Below are 19,245 nucleotides of genomic sequence, written 5' to 3'. Positions count from 1 at the left end.
ACAATGGCTGTAAGCCTGTCCAAGGGTGGCAACGTCTCGCTCACCAAGGAGGCTCCGGGCCTGACCGCCGTCACCGTGGGCCTCGGCTGGGACGTCCGCAGCACCACCGGCACGGACTTCGACCTCGACGCCTCCGCGATCGCGGTCAACACACAGGGCAAGGTCTTCTCCGACGCCCACTTCGTCTTCTTCAACAACAAGGAGACCCCGGACAAGACCATCGTCCACACCGGCGACAACCGCACGGGCGAGGGCGCGGGCGACGACGAGGCGATCAAGGTCAACCTCGCCGGCCTCCCCGCCGACATCGACAAGATCGTCTTCCCGGTCTCGATCTACGACGCGGAGAACCGCTCGCAGAACTTCGGCCAGGTCCGCAACGCGTACATCCGCATCCTGAACGAGGCCGGCGGCGCCGAGATCGCCCGCTACGACCTCTCCGAGGACGCGGCGACGGAGACGGCGATGGTCTTCGGCGAGCTGTACCGCAACGGCGCGGAGTGGAAGTTCCGCGCGGTCGGCCAGGGCTACGCCTCGGGCCTCGTGGGCATCGCCCAGGACTTCGGCGTCAACGTCTGAGCCGAGGTCGGAGCCGCACCACGCGGCTGAAAAGCCCCCGGCCGAACGCCAGTCGGCGTTGGGACGGGGGCTTTCGCGTGCCCCCACACCGGCCGCACCGGCCGTGGAGGGCCAAGGCCGGGCCCCTCGTGACACCATCACCCCCGTGCTCGATATCGGCTACGCCCTCTCCAACCGGTTCCCGGACCCCCCGCAGACCGACTACCGCCGCGCGGACGTCCACGCACTGCGCCACGACCTGTTCTGCGGAGACGTCTACCTCGCCGACACCAAGGCGGACCGGGAACTGTCCACAGCCTGGGGATGGGTGCCGGTGCTCGACTTCGCGTGGGCCCTGTGCGACATCGTGGAGCAGCTGGACCAGGACCCCGCGGGCTCACGCGCCTCCCGCCCCCAGTACGCGGAACTGGACTTCACCGAGTCCACCGACCGCATGCTCTTCGAACGCCGCTTCGGGTGGGTGGACATCGAGTCCGACTGGATGCCCGCCGAGGAGCCCCCGCTCACCTTCTCCCACGCGGAACTCCGCAAGGAGGCGCGGGACTTCCTGCACGACGTACTGGCCGACCTGATCGACCTGCACGACGCCCTCGGCGAGAACCCGGCGATCTGGACACTGCAGGCCCGCTTCCCGAGGGTGCGCTGAACGGGGACGCCCACCCCCAGGGGCGGAGCCGGATGTCCCGGCGAGTGGGCGGCCTACTCCACCCGTACACCCAGCTCCGCCGCGAACACCCCCGCCAGATCAAGCAACTGCACAGGACTGATCACCGCCCCCGCCAGCCGGTCCACCCCCCGCGCGAACCCCAGCTCCGCGGCCCGCCGAAAGTCCACGTCCCGCAGCCGCGCCTCGCTGAAGTCCGCCCCCTTCAGCACACAGCCCACGAACTCCACCCGCTCCAGCACCGCACCCCCGAAGTCCGGCTCCACCAGCACGCAACCCTCGAAGACGACATCCTTCAGCTTCGACTTGCGAAGGTTCAGATAGTCGATCTTCCCGCCCCGCACCACCACCCGCTCCAGCACAGCCCCGTGCAGCTGCATCCCGCCCAGCCGGGCGTCGACCAGCTCCACATCACGCAGGGTCGACTCGGCGAGGTTCGTGCCGACCCCCCGGATGCCCGTGAGGACCGAGTCGAGCAGCCGGGCGTGGTGCAGCCGTGTCTCGTCCAGCGTGCACCCCGTCAACGCGCAGTCCATGAACCGGGCACCCCCGCCGTCCTGCCCGGCGAAATCGGCCTCCCGGAACTCCAGCCCGTCGTAGTCCCCGTCCGGCTCCAGCTCACCACCCCCGAACGGCTCCAACACCGGCAACCGCACCTCGGGCCGCCGAGCCTCCTTCACCCCGGAACCGGAACCCCCCGTACCCCCGGCACTCCCCGCGCCACCCACCACTCGCCTCGCCATGCCCCCATCCTGCACCCCACCACTGACAATCCGCCTGAGCTGCGAAAACCCCAACCCGTCCACCCCCATGTCACATTCCGACCCCCGCCATCCGTCGTACCGCCGGAAAGCAGAGAGGCGCCCACCACAGGGAGACCCCAGACATGCACCCGGCCCGCACCAGCAACCGCACGCACAACCGCTCCCACACCCACGCCCGCACCCCCCTCACCGTCATCGGCGGCGGCTTCGCCGGCCTGACCGCCGCCATCGCCGCCGCGGAGGCGGGCGCCAAGGTCACCGTGCACGAGGCCCACCACACCCTCGGCGGCCGGGCCCGCACCACCGAGGAGCCCTACCGTACGAACGAGGGCCCGCACGCCCTCTACAGCGGCGGCCCGCACTGGACCTGGCTCACCCGGCGCGACCTCATCGGCCCCCTCGCCCCACTGCCCCCACTCGAAGCCGCCCGCTTCCACTTCCGCCACCAGGGCGCCCTGCGCCGCACCCCACCCCTCGCCATGCTCAAACTGCTCCGCCACAGCGCCCAACACGCGCCCATGGACGTCGACTTCATGACCTGGGCCACCGAACGGGCAGGCGAGAAAGGCGCCCGGGCCGCCGCGCACTACTCCGCCGTCGCCCTCTTCCACCACGACCCCGGCACCCTCTCCGCGGCCTTCGTCCAGGAACGGCTGCGCCGCGCCGCCGCCCTTCCGCCCGAGGCCAACTACCCGCGCGGCGGCTGGGCCGGCGTCATCGACCGTATGGCCGCCCGCGCCTGGAACCTGGGCGTACGGGTGGAGACCCTGTCCCGCGTCGACACGCTCCCCACGGACACACCCGTCATCGTCGCCACCTCCCTCGACGCCGCCCGGCGCCTCCTGAACGACGACACCCTCACCTGGACCGGCGCCCGTACGGTCCTCCTCGACCTCGCCGTACGCACCCGGCGCGGCGACCCCTTCGTCGTCTCCGACCTCGACGCACCCGGCTGGCTGGAACGCTTCACCGCACAGGACCGCACCCTCGCACCGGCCGGCGAACAACTCCTCCAGGGCCAGTTCCCGATCGGCCCGGACGCCTCCCGCACCGAAGGCGTCGCCCGTGCAGAGGAAATCCTCGACCTGGCCTTCGACGGCTGGCGCGACCGCGTCACCTGGCGCCGCGAGGCCACCGCCAACGGCCGTACCGGCGCGGTCGACCTCCCCGGGACGAGCTGGCGCGACCGACCCGCCATCGAACGCGGCAACGGTGTCTATCTCGCGGGCGACCAGGTGGCAGCCCCCGGCGTCCTCGCCGAGGTCTCCTTCAACAGCGCGCTGAACGCCGTGTCACTGGCACTGGGCAACCGCCGAAACCGCCTCGACCTCAAACAAGCCTGAGGTCGAGAAGCGGCCCGCACACAAGGTCGCCCACCAACCCACCTACCGGCCGGCCACCCGGTCCGCCACCCGAGCCAACCGCGACGACCGCTCCCCACCCCCGGCCGACTCCCGCCGATCCGCCGCCCGATACGTGGCGTACATCCCCCGCACCCCCACCCACCGCAACGGCTCCGGCTCCCACTTCCGCACCCGATGCCCCACCCACGGCAGATCGATCAGCTCCGTACGCCCGCCCTGCCCCGAATCCAGCAGCACCAGATCCCGCAACGTCCGCGCCGCGAGATTCGCCGTGGCAACCCCCGAACCGACATAACCCCCCGCCCAGCCGAGCCCCGACGACCGGTCCAACGTCACCGTCGCACACCAGTCCCGCGGCACCCCCAACACCCCCGACCAGGCATGCGCCACCCGCACACCACCCAGCGAAGGAAAGAAACGCACAAGGATCTCCCGCAGCGCCTCCACCGTCGCCGGCTGCGTACGCCCGTCGTTGTCCGTCCGCGACCCGAACCGGTACGGCACCCCGCGCCCACCCAACGCGATCCGCCCGTCCTCCGTCCGCTGCGCGTACATGTACGCGTGCGCCATGTCGCCCAACGCCTCCCGGCCCGCCCAACCGACCGACTCCCACTGCGCGTCCGTCAACGGCTCCGTCGCGATCATCGACGAGTTCATGGGCAACCACGTCCGCCGCTGCCCCTTCAACGAAGCAGTGAAACCCTCCGTACAGCGCAGGACATACGGCGCGCGAACCGTCCCGTACGGCGTGACCGCTTGGCCCGCCCGGATCTCCGTCACCGGCGTCCGCTCCCGGACGACGACACCCAGCGCCTCGACAGCCGCCGCGAGCCCCCTGACCAGCTTCACCGGATGCAACCGCGCCCCATGAGGCGTCCACGACGACCCGAGGGCACCCGCCACCCGTACCCGCTCCGCGGTCGCCTCGGCGCCGTACGACTCACGGTCGTCCTCCCCGTACGACAGCTCCACCTCGTGAAAGTCCCTCAACCGCGCCAACTGAGCGGGCGTACAAGCGACTTCGAGCACACCCCCGCGCCGGATGCCGGCATCGAAACCCTCCTCCCCCGCGACCCTCACAACCTCCCCGACGGTGTCGTTCATCGCCCGCTGAAGCCGCACCGCGGCCGCATGACCATGCACGCGCGCGTACCGGTCCCGCCCCGCGATCCCGTTGTACAGCCAGCCTCCGTTCCGGCCGGAAGCCCCGTACCCGCAGAACTCCTTCTCCAGGACCACGATCCGCAGAGAAGGCGCCGCCTTCTTCAGGTAGTACGCCGTCCACAGCCCCGTGTACCCACCCCCGACGACCACCACATCCGCCGTCGCGTCCCCGCCGAGAGGCTCACGGGGAACGGGCAACCCGTCCTGCGCGTACCAGAACGAAACCCGACCGTTCACCGGCCCACCGACCACACCCGAACCGCCATCCGCGCTGCTCATAGCGCCGGACGCTAACCCCTCACCACCCCCGGTGTCTCCCTTGCCCCCTTCCCCTTCACCCTGGTCTTCCCCTTCGCCTTCCACACCCGCCTATCCCGCCCGCGCGTCAACGGCCAACAGGCGAACCCCACCACCGCCGCGGTGAAATGCCCAAGATCGGTGAACGTCCGCGACACGACCAGCGGCACCCCGTACACAAAAAGAACACCCACCACATACACGCACCGCCACCACGGCCGAGCAATCCGGTACGCCAGCACGGCCACGACCCCCGCCAGCCCGTAGCTCACCCCGAAATCCATCGTGTCCGCCTCCGACGCAGGCGCCGAACCGTTCCGGATCGCCCGCCACACCGCACCCTGGCTGACCAACGTCGCCAGCACATGCGCGCTCGCACAGACGGTGAACCACCGCAGGGTCCCCAGCCACCGCTCGACCCGCGCGTGAAACACCGAATACAGCACGAGATACGGGGTCCACCACCCGTCGATCCACATCGCACTGGAGATCAGCACACGCACCGGATGATCCGACAGCTCGTTGATGTTCGTCGACCGCTGCCGCAGAAACTCCTCCTGGAACTCCGCCGACATGTGATGCACAGCCACCGTCGTGAAGAACAGGACGAGCAGCCACACATACGTGCCCGGAGCACTACGGACGTACGCCCACACCCCGCGCGGGCTCACCGGAAATCGCATGCGCCAATTTACGCACGCACATACAGTCGCCCGGTGAACCGCATCCACGTCCCCGACGAACTGGCCGCCACCCAGCTCAAGTACAACGGGGAGGCGGGACACGCCTTCATCACCGCGCTCCCCGGCCGCGCCGCCGACTTCCTCGACCGCTGGAACCTACGCCTCGACGGCCCCTCCGTGCACGGCGTGACCGCCCTCGTCCTGCCCGTCCTCCAACCAGACGACACCCCCGCCGTCCTCAAACTCCAGCTCCTGGACGACGAGAGCGAGGGCGAACCCACCGCCCTGCGCCACTGGAACGGCAACCACGCCGTACGCCTCCTCGATCACGACACCGACACCGGAACCATGCTCCTGGAACGCCTCGACCAGACCCGCATGCTGTCCCACCACCCCGACGCCCACGAAGCCACCCTGATCATCGCCGGCCTCCTCACCCACCTCACCGCCGAACCGGCCCCACCCGGCATCCGCCGCCTCGACGACATCGCCCGGCACATGCTCGACCAAGCCCCACAAGCCCTCACCCGGACCCCGTACGGCCCCGGCAGGACCCTCGTCGCCGACTGCGCCGCCGCCCTCCGCGAAGTCGCCCCCGAGCCCGGCGACCGCCTCCTCCACTGGGACCTCCACGACGAGAACGTCCTCGCCGCCGACCGGGCCCCCTGGCTCGCCATCGACCCGAAACCCCTCGCCGGGGACCCCGGCTTCGACCTCTGGCCCGCCATCAACAACCGCTTCGACCCTGACGACGTCCTCTGGCGCTTCGACGCCCTGACGGACACCCTGTCCCTCGACCGGGAACAGTCACGCGCCTGGACCCTCGCCCGCGTACTCCAGAACGCCCTCTGGGCCATCGAGGACGGCGACCCCCTCGACGAACAGGACCTGGAGATCGCCCGCCGACTGCGCCACACCTGACCCGGCACACCCCGCGCCCGGCCACCGCCACCGCTCACAGAGCCGGCGTGAAACGCCCCCAGGCACGGTGTCCGCCGAGGAGCCGGGTCACCGCTCCCAGCACCAGCGTGCCGACACCCTCGGCGTTGACCAACCGGAAGGTGTGGACGCCGAAGCCCTCCATCATCCGGTAGGACCGCGGGATGCCACGGCCGGACATGTTCCACACCGTGTGGTGGGCGGCCTCCGTATGGAGGGTGACGAAGTCCCAGAACGTGTCGTGGGCGCTCTGGGCCTGCGGGATCTCCCGATCCGGACGCGGCTTGGCCGCATGGACGACGTCGGGGAACTTGAGCGCGTCCTGGATGAAGAACACCGGGATGTTGTTGCCGACCAGGTCGAAGACACCCTCGTCCGTGTAGAACTTCGTCGCGAACCCCCGGGTGTCGCGCACCATGTCGGCCGATCCACGCGACCCGAGCACAATGGAGAAGCGCACGAACACCGGCGTCTCGACGCCTTCGGCGAGAAAGGCCGCCCTGGTGATCCCCGCGGCGGCACCATATCCCCGGAACACGCCGTGCGCGGCGGCACCACGGGCATGCACCACCCGCTCCGGAATGCGCTCGTGGTCGAAGTCGGTGATCTTCTCCCGCAGGTGGTGGTCCTGGAGCAGTACCGGACCACGAGGTCCGGCCTTCAGCGAATGATCGCTGTCGTACAGACGGACTCCCTACGCGGTGGTGAGGCGCTCCCCACCCTGCGCGACCTTCCTCCGCGGGATCCCGGTCTCCTGACCGGTGGGGCCGTAGGTGTCCGGCCCACGCTGGTCGGACTTGGGCGGCAACGACCCGACAGGCCCCGTCGACTCCTCAACTGCTGTTCGTTGTAGGCGCCGACACCCACGAAGGACTGGGCCGTTCAGGACAGGACGAGAAGAGTGCAGGGTTCCCAGCCCCAGGCCGCTGCGAGTACCCGTTGCCGAACGGCAAAGCCCTGGTGCGACAGGATTTCCGGCCGACCCCTCGTCCATGAACTGCCGGAGGGTCAGTCAAAAGATTTGGCCAGGCGGTTCAGGCCGTCCGCGATCTCAGCGGGGGTGTGGGTGGTGAACGACAGGCGCAGCGTCGCCGGGTCCGGGTGGCCGGCGTAGAAGGGGGCGCCGGGGACGTAGGCCACGTTGTGGGCGACCGCTTGCGGGAGCAGGGCGGTCGCGTCGTAGCCCGAGGGAAGGCGGACCCAGAGAAACATGCCGCCGTCCGGACGGTTCCAGCTGCTGCCGGCGGGCAGCGCTTCCGGGAGACCAGCGAGCAGGGCATCGCGGCGCTCACGGTAGGCGTCGCGGACGGTGGCGAGATGGGTGTCCAGATCGCGGTCGGCGAGATAGCGAGCCGCGGCAGCCTGGTCGACCGTCGAGGTATGCAGATCGGCAGCCTGCTTGGCGATCACGCAGGCGCGCCGGAGAGCGGCCGGGCCACGCAGCCAGCCGAGCCGCAGCCCGGGGGCCAGCACCTTGGAGAAGCTGCTCAGCAGCACCGTGCGATCCTCCGCGCCGGCACAGCCCGCGACCCACGGCACCGGCTCGCCGCTGAAACGCAGCTCACCGTACGGGTCGTCCTCGACGATCCAGAGCCCGCGCCGCGCTGCGACCTCCGCGACCGCCCTGCGGCGGGCGAGCGGCAGCGTCCGGCCCGTCGGGTTCTGGAAATTGGGCACCAGATACAACAGCTTGGGCCGTTCCCCCGCGACGAGCGCGTCCAGCGCGTCCGGCATGATGCCGTCGGCATCGGTGGGGACCGGGATGATCCGAGCGCCTGCGAGTCCGAAGCACTGCAGCGCGGCGAGATAGGTCGGGTCCTCGACCAAGATCGTGTCGCCGGGTTCCAGCAGGGCCGAGGCCAGCAGCGACAGTCCCTGCTGCGAGCCGCCGGTCACCAGCAGATCTTCGGGGTCGGTCGGTAGGCCGCGGGTGCTGAGCCGGGCCGCGACGGCCCCGCGCAGCGACGGGTCACCCTCAGTGGTCGAATACTGCAGCACCTGCCGCGGCGACTCGCGCAACACCGCGTCGTAGGCCGCGCGGATGCCCTCCGCGTCGAAGAGCTCGGGGGCAGGCAGGCCGCCCGCGAACGAGATGACGTCGGGGCGGGCGGTCAGCGCCAGGATCTCCCGGACGGGCGACCCGCCCACGGCGGCAGTGCGGGCGGCAAGAGCAGGGACGGCGGCGGCGCTCTCGGCAGTGGTCATCACATGGGGCCTTTCGGGGTGCGCGGATGGAGCCCGGACTAGGAGAAGAGAGGCAGCGTGGAGGCGACCGCGACGTGCACAGCGGTTCCGCCGACGACACTGCGGCCAGCGTTCCCGCGCCAGATGCGCAGTGCCGTAGTGGTCACCAGAGCGGCCACGGCCGCACCAGTCTGCGGCGCGATGTCGACCGGCGTGTGACGCAGGGTGCAGAAGACCAGAATCGTCAGCACGCCGACGGGCATGCTCTCGTTCAGATACGGCAGCAACGCGCTGTGACGGATCGGTGCGAGGAAGGCGAACGGCGCGGCCCGCAGCGCCCAGGTGACGGCCGAGGAGACGAGTACGGCCGTGATGATGTACGTCGACTCAGGCACGCGCGCTCCTGCACTTGATGCGGGCAAGGGCGTACTGGATGAGCAGGATCGCGACGAAGGCGGTCATGGCGGCCACGAGCATTCCGTCCCCGAAGAGCAGGTACGAACCCAGGGCGCACAGCAGCGCGATGACGGGCGGAGGAACACTGCGCCGGACGCGGAACGCGTCGATGGTCAGAACGAGGAAGAACGCCGTCACCGCGAAGTCCAGCCCCACGACGTCGTCCGGGATCAAGGTCCCCGCCAGGGCACCGACAGTGACAGCAGAGACCCACATGACCTGAAGCACCGCCTGAATCGTCAGGATGCGCCGCCTGCCCCAACACTGCGCCTGCGGACCGGTGGTCAGTGCCCACGCCTCATCTGTGAGCGTGAACGTGGAGTACACCTTCACCCCGCGCCCGTGCACTCGATGCAACGGGAACGACAACGCGTAGAACACATGGCGGAAGTTCACCAGGAACGCCGTTGCCGCGATCTGCGCCAGCGGCGCCACGGCCACCACCATCCCCAGGACCAGGAACTCCAGCGAACCCGCGAAGATCACCGTCGCGAACACCGGGCCCCACCACCACGCCAAGGGCGACTGGGACACCACGACGCCGAAGGCCAAACCCATCGGCAGGGCGGCCAGCGCCGCAGGCGTGACGATGCGCACGTGCCGCGTTCGACGAGGTTACAGAGGTCCGTCGAGTGTTCGGTGTGCCCGACTACATCATCCGCGTCGACGTCGCCGACGGAAACGCGTACGAGCGGTTCCAGACCGAGAAGATGACGCAGCTCCCCGGCGTGCACCGCATCGTGTCGCACCAGACGATGAAGCTCATCAAAAGCTTTGAGTGAGCCTCACTTACTACCGGATCGGCCGACCACGAGTGAGCGCCCGCCCTCCTGACTGCGAGAAGCCCAGGTCAGCTTGGGGCTGACCTGGGCTGTTGAGCCCCCTATCGGATTCGAACCGATGACCTGCTGTTTACAAGACAGCCGCTCTGGGCCGGACTGAGCTAAGGAGGCATCGCGCACCACAACGCCGTACGCGAAGGCGGCTCCACTGTACACAGAGAGCGATCCCCTCAGCCACGGAGTTGGGGGCTGACCTCGGTCTCGAAAACCAAACGTAACCATCCGCGCACCCGTTCGTTGATCGCTCTGACGTGCGTTCCGAAGATCGGATCGTCGGGGAGGGATTCATGGGGGAGTCGGGGAAGTCGGTGGAGAAGCCGACGCTGGAAGCGGTGACGGGCGAGAAGGCCGACCGGATCAAGCGCGAGTCCCTCGGGATCGGCGACCGCCGCAAGCACCACAAGCGCGCGGCGACTCCGTTGAAGGGGCACGTCAAGGAGTCGGACAAGCAGCACCGTCTGTACCGCTTCCGCTTCTATCCGACGGCCGAGCAGGCGGAGCAGTTGGCCAAGACGTTCGGTGCCTGCCGGTGGGTCTACAACGAGGGGCTGGCGTTGCGGACCGGGGCCTGGGAGCGGCATCGGGTGAATGTGGGGTTCGCGGAGTCGTGTCGGGCGTTGACGGGCTGGAAGCGGGTGGAGGGGACGGCGTGGCTCGGGGAGGTGTCGTCGACGGTGCTTCAGCAGTCGTTGCGCCATCTTGATCAGGCGTTCGGGCGGTTTTTCAAAGGTTCGGGGAGGCATCCGCAGCGGAAGCGGAAGGGGCGTTCGCAGGATTCGGCGACGTATGTGCGGACCGGTTTTCGGTGGGTGGAGGATGCGGAGCGGCCGGGTACGGGGCTGATCACTCTGGCGAAGCAGTCGGCTCCGTTGGATGTTCGTTGGTCTCGGGCGTTGCCTGTGGGGGTCGTGCCGGTGCGTTTGTCGGTGACGCGGGACAGGGCGGGGCGCTACTTCGTGTCGACGCTCGTGGAGGAGCGGATTGTGCCTCTGCCCGCTGTTTTCGTACCGGGTTCGCGTGCGCCGAAGGCGGTGGGGCTGGATCTGGGGCTGGCGTCGCTGGTCGCGCTGGACGACGGGACGAAGGTCGGTCATCCGCGTCTGTTGCGGCGGTACGCGGAGAAGTTGGCGCGGTTGCAGCGTGAGTTGCACAAGAAGGTGAGGGGTTCGGCGAACCGGGACAAGGTGAGGCGGAAGATCGCGCGTCTCTACGCGCTCATCAGTGACGTACGCAAGGACATGTTGGACCAGTTCACGACCCGCCTGGTGCGCGAGAACCAAGTGCTCGTGGTGGAGGATCTGGCCATCGGGAACCTGATGCGTCCGGCGCGTGGGACGGGCCGTCGGCGGAAGGCGAAGCTGAACGAGGCGATCATCGATGCCGGGTGGGGTGAGTTGCTACGGCAGCTGCGGTACAAGTGCGCGTGGTACGGCCGGACGCTGGTGGTCGTCGACCGTTTCTTCCCCTCGACCAGGCGTTGCTCCGCCTGCCACACCAAGGGTCCGAAGCTGGATGTCTCGGTCCGGGAGTGGACGTGTGCCGGGTGCGGGGTCGTCCATGACCGGGATGTGAATGCGGCCGTGAACCTTCGGGACGAGGGTCTCCGGCTGTACTGGCTGGTGGCGGCCGGGCTGCCGCCCGCAAAGGGAGTGCCGACGCTGATCAGGGCGTCGGAGTTGGAGGATTGTCTGCGGGCTGCTTAGCGGCGGCTGGATGGTACGGACCGACGGGCCGTCGGCCGGAACGCCTGTGGAGCGCTTGTAAGACCGTGCGGGCGCAGTTCATGAGGACTGTGTGCGTCGGCGGTGCGTGGTGAAGCAGGAAGCCTCGCGGCAAGGTCAAAAGTGATTTGCTCTGCCTTCTCGAAACTGTTCGTCTCGAAAATTTCCGCGAAGTTCACAGTCCTCCACCTACTGACAGACGGCGAAACGCCGGGTACCGTCCAGATTCAGTCCACGTCTGTGGACTACACCACCTTCCACTACGGATCGTCCGGCACGTTCCTGCCGGTGAAGGGGGCCTAGTACCCATGGCCACTGTTTCGTTCGACAAGGCGACCCGCATCTACCCGGGCACCGAGAAGCCCGCCGTCGATGGTCTGGAGATCGAGGTCGGGGACGGCGAGTTCCTCGTGCTCGTCGGTCCGTCCGGTTGCGGCAAGTCCACCTCGCTCCGCATGCTCGCGGGGCTCGAGGACGTGAACGCCGGCGCCATCCGCATCGGTGACCGCGACGTCACGCACCTGCCGCCGAAGGACCGGGACATCGCGATGGTGTTCCAGAACTACGCGCTGTACCCGCACATGACGGTCGCCGACAACATGGGCTTCGCGCTCAAGATCGCCGGCGTCAACAAGGCCGAGATCCGCCAGAAGGTCGAGGACGCGGCGAAGATCCTCGACCTCACGGACTACCTCAGCCGTAAGCCGAAGGCCCTCTCGGGTGGTCAGCGTCAGCGTGTCGCCATGGGTCGTGCCATCGTGCGTGAGCCGCAGGTGTTCCTCATGGACGAGCCGCTGTCGAACCTCGACGCCAAGCTCCGTGTGTCGACGCGTACGCAGATCGCGTCGCTGCAGCGCCGTCTCGGCATCACCACGGTGTACGTCACCCACGACCAGGTCGAGGCCATGACCATGGGTGACCGGGTGGCCGTGCTGAAGGACGGTCTGCTCCAGCAGGTCGACTCCCCGCGCAACATGTACGACCGCCCGAAGAACCTGTTCGTGGCCGGCTTCATCGGTTCCCCGGCGATGAACCTGATCGAGGTTCCGATCACCGACGGCGGCGTGAAGTTCGGCAACTCGGTCGTCCCGGTCAACCGTGAGGCTCTCAAGGCCGCCGCCGACAAGGGTGACACCACGGTCACGGTCGGTGTCCGTCCGGAGCACTTCGACGTCGTCGAGCACGACGGTGCCGTTGCCAGCGCGCTGACCAAGGACACCGCGGACGCCCCGGCCGGTCTCGCCGTCACGGTGAACGTGGTCGAGGAGCTGGGCGCCGACGGTTACGTCTACGGCAGCGCCAAGGTCGGCGACGACACCAAGGACCTGGTCGTCCGTGTCAGCGGCCGTGCCGTCCCGGACAAGGGCGCCACGCTGCACGTCGTGCCCCGTCCGGGTGAGATCCACGTGTTCTCGACCTCCACGGGCGAGCGCCTCACCGACTGAGACGCGATCTGAACACCGAGGGGCCCCGCGGCTTGCCGCGGGGCCCCTCGCGTGTGCCCTCCGCGCGGCACTTCGCATGTTTGCCTGCCGGAGGCCCGATACCCCGGCGGACCGGTCGTTTCGAATCGTGTGCGTCAACGCCCTACCCAGAAAACGGCACCAATCCATCCCCCGATAGGGTGACTGAATGTCGCCAAATCAGTACCGAGCGCTACCCTCACTCGCGTGAAGCACTCCACTAACCAACTGACGCGAAGTGGCCGTGGCCCCGCCCGCCGGATCGGCCGTAGCCTCGCCCTTGTCCTGCCCGTCGTCCTGGTGCTGTCCGGGACCCTCGCGGTCACCCGAGTCAACTGGTCGGGGAGCCCCTCGGACTCGGTGCTCACCGCCTCCTCCGAGGATCTGGCCGCCCGGGCCGCCGCTGCCCCGTCACCGCAGGACGTCCTGCGTGACCAGCTTCTCCTGGAGCTCCAGGAGAAGGACCCCGGCATCGCCCTCACCCACCTCCAGCAGGCGGTGAACGGCCGCCCGACGCTTGCGAAGCACTGCACGTCGATCGCCCGTGCCCTGGGCCGCGCCGCGGTCCGTGCGTACGGCCCGTCGCGCGCCCAGTCGTTCTCCCGTCCGGTCTGCGACACCTCCTTCGCGACCGGAGTGGCAGCAGCGCACAGCTGAGCGTCTGACGCCCCTGTAGGCGCCCCGTAGGGGCACGCCTACAGGGGCGCGGGGAACTGCGCGACCAGCCCCCACCGGGCCCGCAGAACCCCACCCGATCCCAGCCGACTCCCGCCCACAGACCCGCACTGAATCCCACCCCGCAAAACCCGCGGAGCGCCCCGTACAGTTCGAATATGACCGATCCGAACGCCACGTCGCGCCCTACCCAGGCCGTGGTCCTCGCCGGCGGCCAGGGCTCCCGGCTTCGCCCGTACACCGATGACCGGCCCAAGCCGATGGTCGAGATCCCCGGCACGGGGACACCGATCATCGGCCATCAGCTCGTCTGGCTCGCCGAGGAGGGCGTGACGGACGTGGTGGTCAGCTGTGGCCATCTCGCCGAGGTGCTGCAGAAGTGGTTGGAGACGGCCGATCTGCCGTTGAACGTCACCACGGTTGTCGAGACCGAGCCCCTGGGCCGTGGCGGCGGCCTCAAGTACGCCGCCGCGCATCTCCCCGCCCCTGACGAGCCCTGGTACGCCACCAACGGTGACATCTGGACCCGTTTCTCGCTGCGCGAGATGGCCGACTTCCACACCGAGCGCGACGCCGTCGCGACGCTCGCGCTGGCCCGTCCCCGGCTGCCGTGGGGCGCGGTCCAGACGGACGGGTTCGGTCACATCACGGACTTCATCGAGTCACCTCCGTCGACCTTCGAGATCAACGCGGGCGTGTACGTGTTCTCGTCCGAGTTCGCTGCCCTGCTCCCGGAGCGCGGCGACCACGAACGTACGACGTTCCCTCACCTGGCCCGTGAACTGCGCCTGGCCGGTTTCACGATCCCGCACGGCGCCTACTGGCGTGCCATCGACACCGCGAAGGACCTCACGGAGGCCGCGAAGGAGCTGGCGACGCTGGGCCGTTGAGCCCGGATGTTCGCCACCTGGATGTCCACCAAAGGCCGTTGCAGTTGAGTGAGTTGATATCTGAATGTTGATACGTGAATGGGGTCCCGCGCTGTCGCAGCGCGGGACCCCGTTCATGTGACCGCCGTACCGAGGCGGGTTGTTGCTAGCCCAGGAGGCCGCCCACCAGGCCCGGCTGGCCCGTGGAGGAGCCGCCGGTGCTGCCGTCGCCGGTGCCTGAGGTGCTGCCGCCCGTGGAGCCGCCGTTGGTGCCGCCCGGGGTGCCCGTGCCGCCCGACGAGGACGGTCCGGCGGTGGTGCTGGGCGCCTGCTGGGCGGGGGTGGTCTGCTGCGGCGGGGCCTGGCCGGCGCTGCCCTGGGTCTGGCTGGGCCGGCTTCCGGTGACGCTGCCGCTCTCGCGGGCCTCCTCGGGGGTGGTCGCGGCGCCGCCGGTCGTGGGGCTGGCCGAAGTGGCGTTCTGGGTCGGGGACTTGGTGGCCGCCGAGGGGCTCTTCGAGGCGTGGCGTTCGCCGCCGGACTGCTCGGGGAGCGGGGAGCCGGGGAGTTGGTTGCGCGGGGCCTCGCCGGGGCCGGGGACGACCACGCGGTCGGCGTCGCGGACGGCGCCGCCGAGGAGCGAGCCGATGAGGAGGGTGAGTCCGATGACGACGGCCGTGACGAGGGCGCCGCGGCGCAGGACGTAGGCGCGCAGCTCCCAGATGTCCGTACGGGGGCCGAGTCGGCGCCAGGCGCTGCCGGCGAGGCGGCCGTCGATGGAGTAGACGGGGGCGCCGGCGATGATCAGCGGCGACCATGCGGCCAGGTAGATGATGTCGGGGGCGTCGTAGACGGGGACGCTCTTCCAGCTGACGGTGAGGAGCAGTGCGGCGGAGAGCAGGGCGCCGCCGACCGCGGCGACCCGCTGCCAGAGGCCCAGGACCGTGAGGACGCCCACGATGACCTGGAGGAAGGCGATGACGAGCCCGGAGCCGACGGGGTGCTGGAGGGCGAACTGGCGTAGGGGTTCGGCGACTTCCCAGGGGTGAAGGGTGTTGAGCCACTTCATCATGGAGCCGCGTTTGCCGCCGTCGAAGTAGACGGGGTCGCAGAGCTTGCCCATGCCGGCGTAGATGGAGATGAAGCCGAGGAAGATGCGGAGCGGGAGCAGGACGACGCCGAGGTTCATCCGGCGGCCGGGGTAATAGGCGTGCCGTACGGGGTCGTTGGGGTTGCGTCTGACGCCGGTCCGGTGTCCGTCGGCGTCCCGCTCGTAGGCTTCGTCGCCTTCGTAGCCGAACTCGCCGTCGTCGTAGCCGGATCGGCCGTATCCGGAGTCGCCGTACCCGGCCTCTTCGTAGGCGCTGCCGGTGGTGCGCATGTTGGGGAGCAGGCGACCGGTGTCGGAGCCGTGGGTGCGCTGGCTTCCGACGATCGGTGTCTCGACGGTCTGGTCGAGGGTGCTGCCTGCGTAGTCGAGTTCGTCGTCGATACGGGGGATGACCTGGGTCGCTCCGGCGTCGCCGGCCGGCGGCTGTTCGCCGTGGCGCACGCTGGAGCCCCGGACGGCCTGGAGCAGGCGGTGTGCGCCGGTGTCGTCGGGTGCCGACTTCCCGCTCCAGACGACGGGTGCCCGGCGTCGGACGGCCGTGGCGCCGCCGGCGCCTGCGACGGGGATGCGCGTCGTGTCCTCGGAGGCGCCGAGGTGCCGGGCGACGCGGGACGACGGTGCCGCCCGCCGAGTCGAGGCCCCCAACTGCACGCGGAAACTCGCATGGTTGACGATGACCTGCGCCGGATCGCTCGGCACCTTCACCATGCTCAGCGCGGGAGCGTCGTCGTATCCCGACGAGCGGTCCCCCGTGGGTGTGCGGGGTGTTCTGGTGTCCACACTCATCTAACCGAGTGACGTGAGGTTAGGACACTGCTTTGACTTGGCGGATGTGTCCGGACCGCGTCAAGGTCACGTCACCCGCCCGGATTCCCCCGTACGGGTGACGGTCGCGCACGTGTGTTCAGGCGCGTCGGCGGGCCGCTTCGTAGAGCACGATGCCGGCCGCGACACCGGCGTTGAGGGACTCGGTGCCGCCGGGCATCGGGATCCGTACGAGGTGGTCGCAGGTCTCCCCGACGAGCCGGGACAGTCCCTTGCCCTCGCTGCCGACGACGATGACGACGGGTCCGCCGAGGGCGGGCAGGTCGCCGAGTTCGGCGTTGCCGTCGGCGGCGAGGCCGACGACGACGATGCCGGCCTTCTGGTACGCCTCCAGGGTGCGCGTCAGGTTGGTGGCCCGGGCGACGGGTGTACGGGCGGCGGCGCCGGCGGAGGTCTTCCAGGCGCCGGCGGTCATGCCGGCGGCGCGCCGCTCGGGCACGACGACCCCGTGGCCGCCGAAGGCGGAGACGGAGCGGACGACGGCGCCGAGGTTGCGAGGGTCGGTGACACCGTCGAGGACGACGATGAGGGGGTCCACGCCGTTGTCGTAGGCGGCGTTGGCGAGGTCCTCGGGGTGGGCGTACGCGTACGGCGGGACCTGGAGCACGAGGCCCTGGTGGTTGAGGCCGTTGGTCATGCGGTCGAGCTCGGGGCGGGGGGCTTCCATCAGGTGGATGCCGCCGCGGTCGGCGGCCAGCTGGAGCGCTTCGCGCACGCGTTCGTCGTTGTCGATGAACTGCTGGACGTACAGCATGGTGGCCGGGACGCCCTCGCGGAGCGCCTCGACGACCGAGTTGCGTCCGACGACGAGTTCGGAGGACGCCTTCCCGCCGCGTCCCTTGGGTGCGGGCCGCCGCTGGATCTGCTTGGCCTTGGCATTGGCAATACGGTTCTTCTTGTGCTTCTTGCGCGCCTCGGCGGGCGGCGTCGGGCCCTTGCCCTCGAGCCCCCGGCGCCGCTGGCCGCCACTGCCGACCTGCGCGCCCTTCTTGCCGGACATGCGGCGGTTGTTAGCGGCCATGACCTACCTGTCTGTGTGAAGACGTGCGTGTGTACGTCTATGAGTGTGCCGCCCGGAAACCCGGGCGGCACAATCGATCAAGGAAATGAGCAGCGATATGGGGTGATCCGGGGCGATCTGGGCCGAAATCGTCAGCGCGGGCCGAGGGTCCAGCGCGGTCCCTGCGGGCCGTCCTCGATGACGAGGCCGGACTGGTTGAGCTGATCGCGGATGGCGTCCGCGGTCCCCCAGTCCTTGCGCCCGCGGGCGGCCTCGCGCTGGTCGAGGACGAGTCGTACGAGGCTGTCGACGACGCCGTGCAGATCCTCACCGCGGTCGCCGGCGTCGCCGACCCAGTGCGGGTCGAGCGGGTCGAGTCCGAGGACCCCGAGCATGGCGCGCACCTCGGCGAGGCGGGCCACGGCGGCTTCCTTGTCGTCGGCGGCGAGGGCGGAGTTGCCCTGCCTGACGGTGGTGTGGACGACGGCTAGGGCCTGCGGCACGCCCAGGTCGTCGTCCATGGCCTCGGCGAAGGCGGGCGGCACCTCGGCGGAGGGCTCGACGACCCCGCCGGCCTTCTCGACGACGCGCTGCACGAAGCCCTCGATCCGGGCGAACGCCGACTCGGCCTCGCGCAGGGCGTCCTCGCTGTACTCGATCATCGAGCGGTAGTGCGGGGTGCCGAGGTAGTAGCGCAGGACGATGGGCCGCCAGGCCTTGACCATCTCGCTGACGAGGACGGAGTTGCCGAGGGACTTCGACATCTTCTCGCCGCTCATGGTGACCCAGGCGTTGTGCACCCAGTACGTGGCGAAGTCGTCGCCGAAGGCCTTGGCCTGGGCGATCTCGTTCTCGTGGTGCGGGAAGATCAGGTCGAGTCCGCCGCCGTGGATGTCGAAGGCGGTCCCCAGGTACTTGTGCGCCATGGCGGAGCACTCCAGGTGCCAGCCGGGCCGTCCCCTTCCCCAGGGTGTCTCCCACGTCGGCTCGCCGGGCTTGGCGGTCTTCCACATGGCGAAGTCACGGGGGTCGCGCTTGCCGGTCTCGCCGTCGCCGGAGGGCTGGAGCAGGTTGTCGAGTTCCTGGTTGGACAGCTCCAGGTAGCCGGGGAAGGAGCGCACGTCGAAGTAGACGTTCCCGTCGGCCTCGTAGGCGTGGCCGCGTTCGATGAGCCCGCGCATCATCTCGACCATCTCGGTCACGTGCCCGGTGGCACGCGGCTCGTAGGTCGGGGGGAGGCAGCCGAGCGCGCTGTAACCGTCGTTGAAGGCCCGCTCGTTCTCGAAACCGATGGACCACCAGGGGCGGCCCTGTTCGGCGGCCTTCCTGATGATCTTGTCGTCGATGTCGGTGACGTTGCGGATGAACGTGACGTCGTACCCGCGGTAGGTGAACCAGCGGCGCAGGATGTCGAAGTTGAGCCCCGACCGGATGTGCCCGATGTGGGGAGCGGCCTGCACGGTGGCGCCACAGAGGTAGATCGAGACACAGCCCGGTGTGAGCGGGGCGAAGTCACGGATCTGCCGGGCGTTGGTGTCGTACAGGCGAATGGTCACGGGTCCAGGGTAGTGGCCCCACACCAGTGCCTTGCGACCCTTGTGCACAAAAATCCGGCCCCTGTGGCGTTCCGGGGGCGTGGGGCGAATTT

At 69.4% G+C, this 19,245-nt stretch carries 17 protein-coding genes, 1 tRNA gene and 2 pseudogenes; 9 read left to right on the top strand and 11 right to left on the bottom strand.

Going from position 1 to position 19,245, the window contains the following annotated elements; all coding sequences use genetic code 11:
- Positions 1 to 3 precede the first annotated feature (3 nt).
- Together PV734_RS30185 and PV734_RS30180 are read left to right on the top strand one after the other, a co-directional pair.
- A complete protein-coding gene (locus PV734_RS30185) occupies positions 4 to 579 on the top strand; it encodes a TerD family protein (RefSeq protein ID WP_006382336.1) in 576 nt (191 codons plus the stop codon).
- Positions 580 to 724: 145 nt separating this feature from the next.
- Positions 725 to 1,225 (top strand): hypothetical protein, encoded by a 501-nt coding sequence (locus PV734_RS30180; RefSeq protein WP_319097189.1) that lies wholly within the window; start codon positions 725 to 727, stop codon positions 1,223 to 1,225.
- A gap of 53 nt (positions 1,226 to 1,278) precedes the next feature.
- On the opposite strand, the gene PV734_RS30175 is transcribed toward PV734_RS30180, so the two are convergent.
- A complete protein-coding gene (locus PV734_RS30175; RefSeq protein WP_319292804.1) occupies positions 1,279 to 1,986 on the bottom strand; it encodes a pentapeptide repeat-containing protein in 708 nt (235 codons plus the stop codon).
- A 143-nt stretch (positions 1,987 to 2,129) separates the two neighbouring features.
- Here PV734_RS30175 and PV734_RS30170 point away from each other — a divergent pair, with 143 nt between their 5' ends.
- Positions 2,130 to 3,350 carry an NAD(P)-binding protein gene (locus PV734_RS30170; protein WP_319292802.1) on the top strand — a complete coding sequence of 407 codons (1,221 nt, stop codon included), beginning with the start codon at positions 2,130 to 2,132 and terminating at the stop codon, positions 3,348 to 3,350.
- 42 nt (positions 3,351 to 3,392) lie between these two features.
- On the opposite strand, the gene PV734_RS30165 is transcribed toward PV734_RS30170, so the two are convergent.
- Together PV734_RS30165 and PV734_RS30160 are read right to left on the bottom strand one after the other, a co-directional pair.
- Complete coding sequence (locus PV734_RS30165; protein WP_319292800.1) at positions 3,393 to 4,814, bottom strand: FAD-dependent oxidoreductase; 1,422 nt, start codon at positions 4,812 to 4,814, stop codon at positions 3,393 to 3,395.
- 11 nt (positions 4,815 to 4,825) lie between these two features.
- Positions 4,826 to 5,515 carry a rhomboid-like protein gene (locus PV734_RS30160; protein ID WP_319292798.1) on the bottom strand — a complete coding sequence of 230 codons (690 nt, stop codon included), beginning with the start codon at positions 5,513 to 5,515 and terminating at the stop codon, positions 4,826 to 4,828.
- Positions 5,516 to 5,548: 33 nt separating this feature from the next.
- Between PV734_RS30160 and PV734_RS30155 the strand changes: the two genes are divergently transcribed.
- Positions 5,549 to 6,436, top strand: a complete 888-nt coding sequence (locus PV734_RS30155) for an aminoglycoside phosphotransferase family protein (RefSeq protein WP_319292796.1) — start codon at positions 5,549 to 5,551, stop codon at positions 6,434 to 6,436.
- A gap of 100 nt (positions 6,437 to 6,536) precedes the next feature.
- Here the strand turns inward: PV734_RS30155 and PV734_RS30150 are convergent.
- From PV734_RS30150 to PV734_RS30135, 4 genes and pseudogenes are all read right to left on the bottom strand, one after another.
- Positions 6,537 to 7,340, bottom strand: a pseudogene (locus PV734_RS30150) (catalase); the annotation flags it as partial.
- Between the two features lie 122 nt (positions 7,341 to 7,462).
- Positions 7,463 to 8,659 carry a PLP-dependent aminotransferase family protein gene (locus tag PV734_RS30145; protein WP_319097183.1) on the bottom strand — a complete coding sequence of 399 codons (1,197 nt, stop codon included), beginning with the start codon at positions 8,657 to 8,659 and terminating at the stop codon, positions 7,463 to 7,465.
- Between the two features lie 38 nt (positions 8,660 to 8,697).
- Positions 8,698 to 9,033: a branched-chain amino acid transporter permease gene (locus tag PV734_RS30140; RefSeq protein WP_319292794.1), complete on the bottom strand. Its 336-nt coding sequence runs from the start codon at positions 9,031 to 9,033 to the stop codon at positions 8,698 to 8,700.
- Positions 9,026 to 9,691 (bottom strand): AzlC family ABC transporter permease, encoded by a 666-nt coding sequence (locus tag PV734_RS30135; RefSeq protein ID WP_319292792.1) that lies wholly within the window; start codon positions 9,689 to 9,691, stop codon positions 9,026 to 9,028. Before PV734_RS30135 ends, PV734_RS30140 begins: the two co-directional genes overlap by 8 nt.
- Before the next feature lie 14 nt (positions 9,692 to 9,705).
- Between PV734_RS30135 and PV734_RS30130 the strand changes: the two are divergent.
- A pseudogene (locus PV734_RS30130) lies at positions 9,706 to 9,876 on the top strand (Lrp/AsnC ligand binding domain-containing protein); the annotation flags it as partial.
- A 95-nt stretch (positions 9,877 to 9,971) separates the two neighbouring features.
- Here PV734_RS30130 and PV734_RS30125 read toward each other — a convergent pair.
- Positions 9,972 to 10,047, bottom strand: a tRNA-Thr gene (locus PV734_RS30125).
- Positions 10,048 to 10,223: 176 nt separating this feature from the next.
- On the opposite strand from PV734_RS30125, the gene PV734_RS30120 reads away from it, so the two are divergent.
- From PV734_RS30120 to PV734_RS30105, 4 genes are all read left to right on the top strand, one after another.
- Positions 10,224 to 11,639, top strand: a complete 1,416-nt coding sequence (locus PV734_RS30120; RefSeq protein WP_319097178.1) for an RNA-guided endonuclease TnpB family protein — start codon at positions 10,224 to 10,226, stop codon at positions 11,637 to 11,639.
- A gap of 326 nt (positions 11,640 to 11,965) precedes the next feature.
- Positions 11,966 to 13,102 (top strand): sn-glycerol-3-phosphate ABC transporter ATP-binding protein UgpC, encoded by a 1,137-nt coding sequence (locus PV734_RS30115; RefSeq protein WP_319097177.1) that lies wholly within the window; start codon positions 11,966 to 11,968, stop codon positions 13,100 to 13,102.
- 225 nt (positions 13,103 to 13,327) lie between these two features.
- Complete coding sequence (locus PV734_RS30110) at positions 13,328 to 13,777, top strand: hypothetical protein (protein WP_319097176.1); 450 nt, start codon at positions 13,328 to 13,330, stop codon at positions 13,775 to 13,777.
- Positions 13,778 to 13,953: 176 nt separating this feature from the next.
- Positions 13,954 to 14,685, top strand: a complete 732-nt coding sequence (locus tag PV734_RS30105) for a nucleotidyltransferase family protein (RefSeq protein WP_319097175.1) — start codon at positions 13,954 to 13,956, stop codon at positions 14,683 to 14,685.
- 145 nt (positions 14,686 to 14,830) lie between these two features.
- On the opposite strand, the gene PV734_RS30100 is transcribed toward PV734_RS30105, so the two are convergent.
- The 3 genes from PV734_RS30100 to cysS all read right to left on the bottom strand — a co-directional run bounded on the left by PV734_RS30100 (position 14,831) and on the right by cysS (position 19,153).
- Positions 14,831 to 16,558, bottom strand: a complete 1,728-nt coding sequence (locus PV734_RS30100; protein WP_415924288.1) for a DoxX family membrane protein — start codon at positions 16,556 to 16,558, stop codon at positions 14,831 to 14,833.
- 118 nt (positions 16,559 to 16,676) lie between these two features.
- Positions 16,677 to 17,618 (bottom strand): 23S rRNA (guanosine(2251)-2'-O)-methyltransferase RlmB, encoded by a 942-nt coding sequence (gene rlmB, locus PV734_RS30095; protein WP_319097173.1) that lies wholly within the window; start codon positions 17,616 to 17,618, stop codon positions 16,677 to 16,679.
- 131 nt (positions 17,619 to 17,749) lie between these two features.
- On the bottom strand, positions 17,750 to 19,153 hold the full coding sequence (gene cysS, locus PV734_RS30090; RefSeq protein ID WP_319292790.1) for a cysteine--tRNA ligase: 1,404 nt from the start codon (positions 19,151 to 19,153) through the stop codon (positions 17,750 to 17,752).
- Positions 19,154 to 19,245 lie beyond the last annotated feature (92 nt).

Source organism: Streptomyces sp. AK08-02 (genome assembly GCF_033795085.1).
GTDB classification, from domain to species: domain Bacteria; phylum Actinomycetota; class Actinomycetes; order Streptomycetales; family Streptomycetaceae; genus Streptomyces; species Streptomyces echiniscabiei.
Note: the sequence above shows the minus strand (reverse complement) of the source record. Positions and strands in the feature narration are given on the sequence as shown.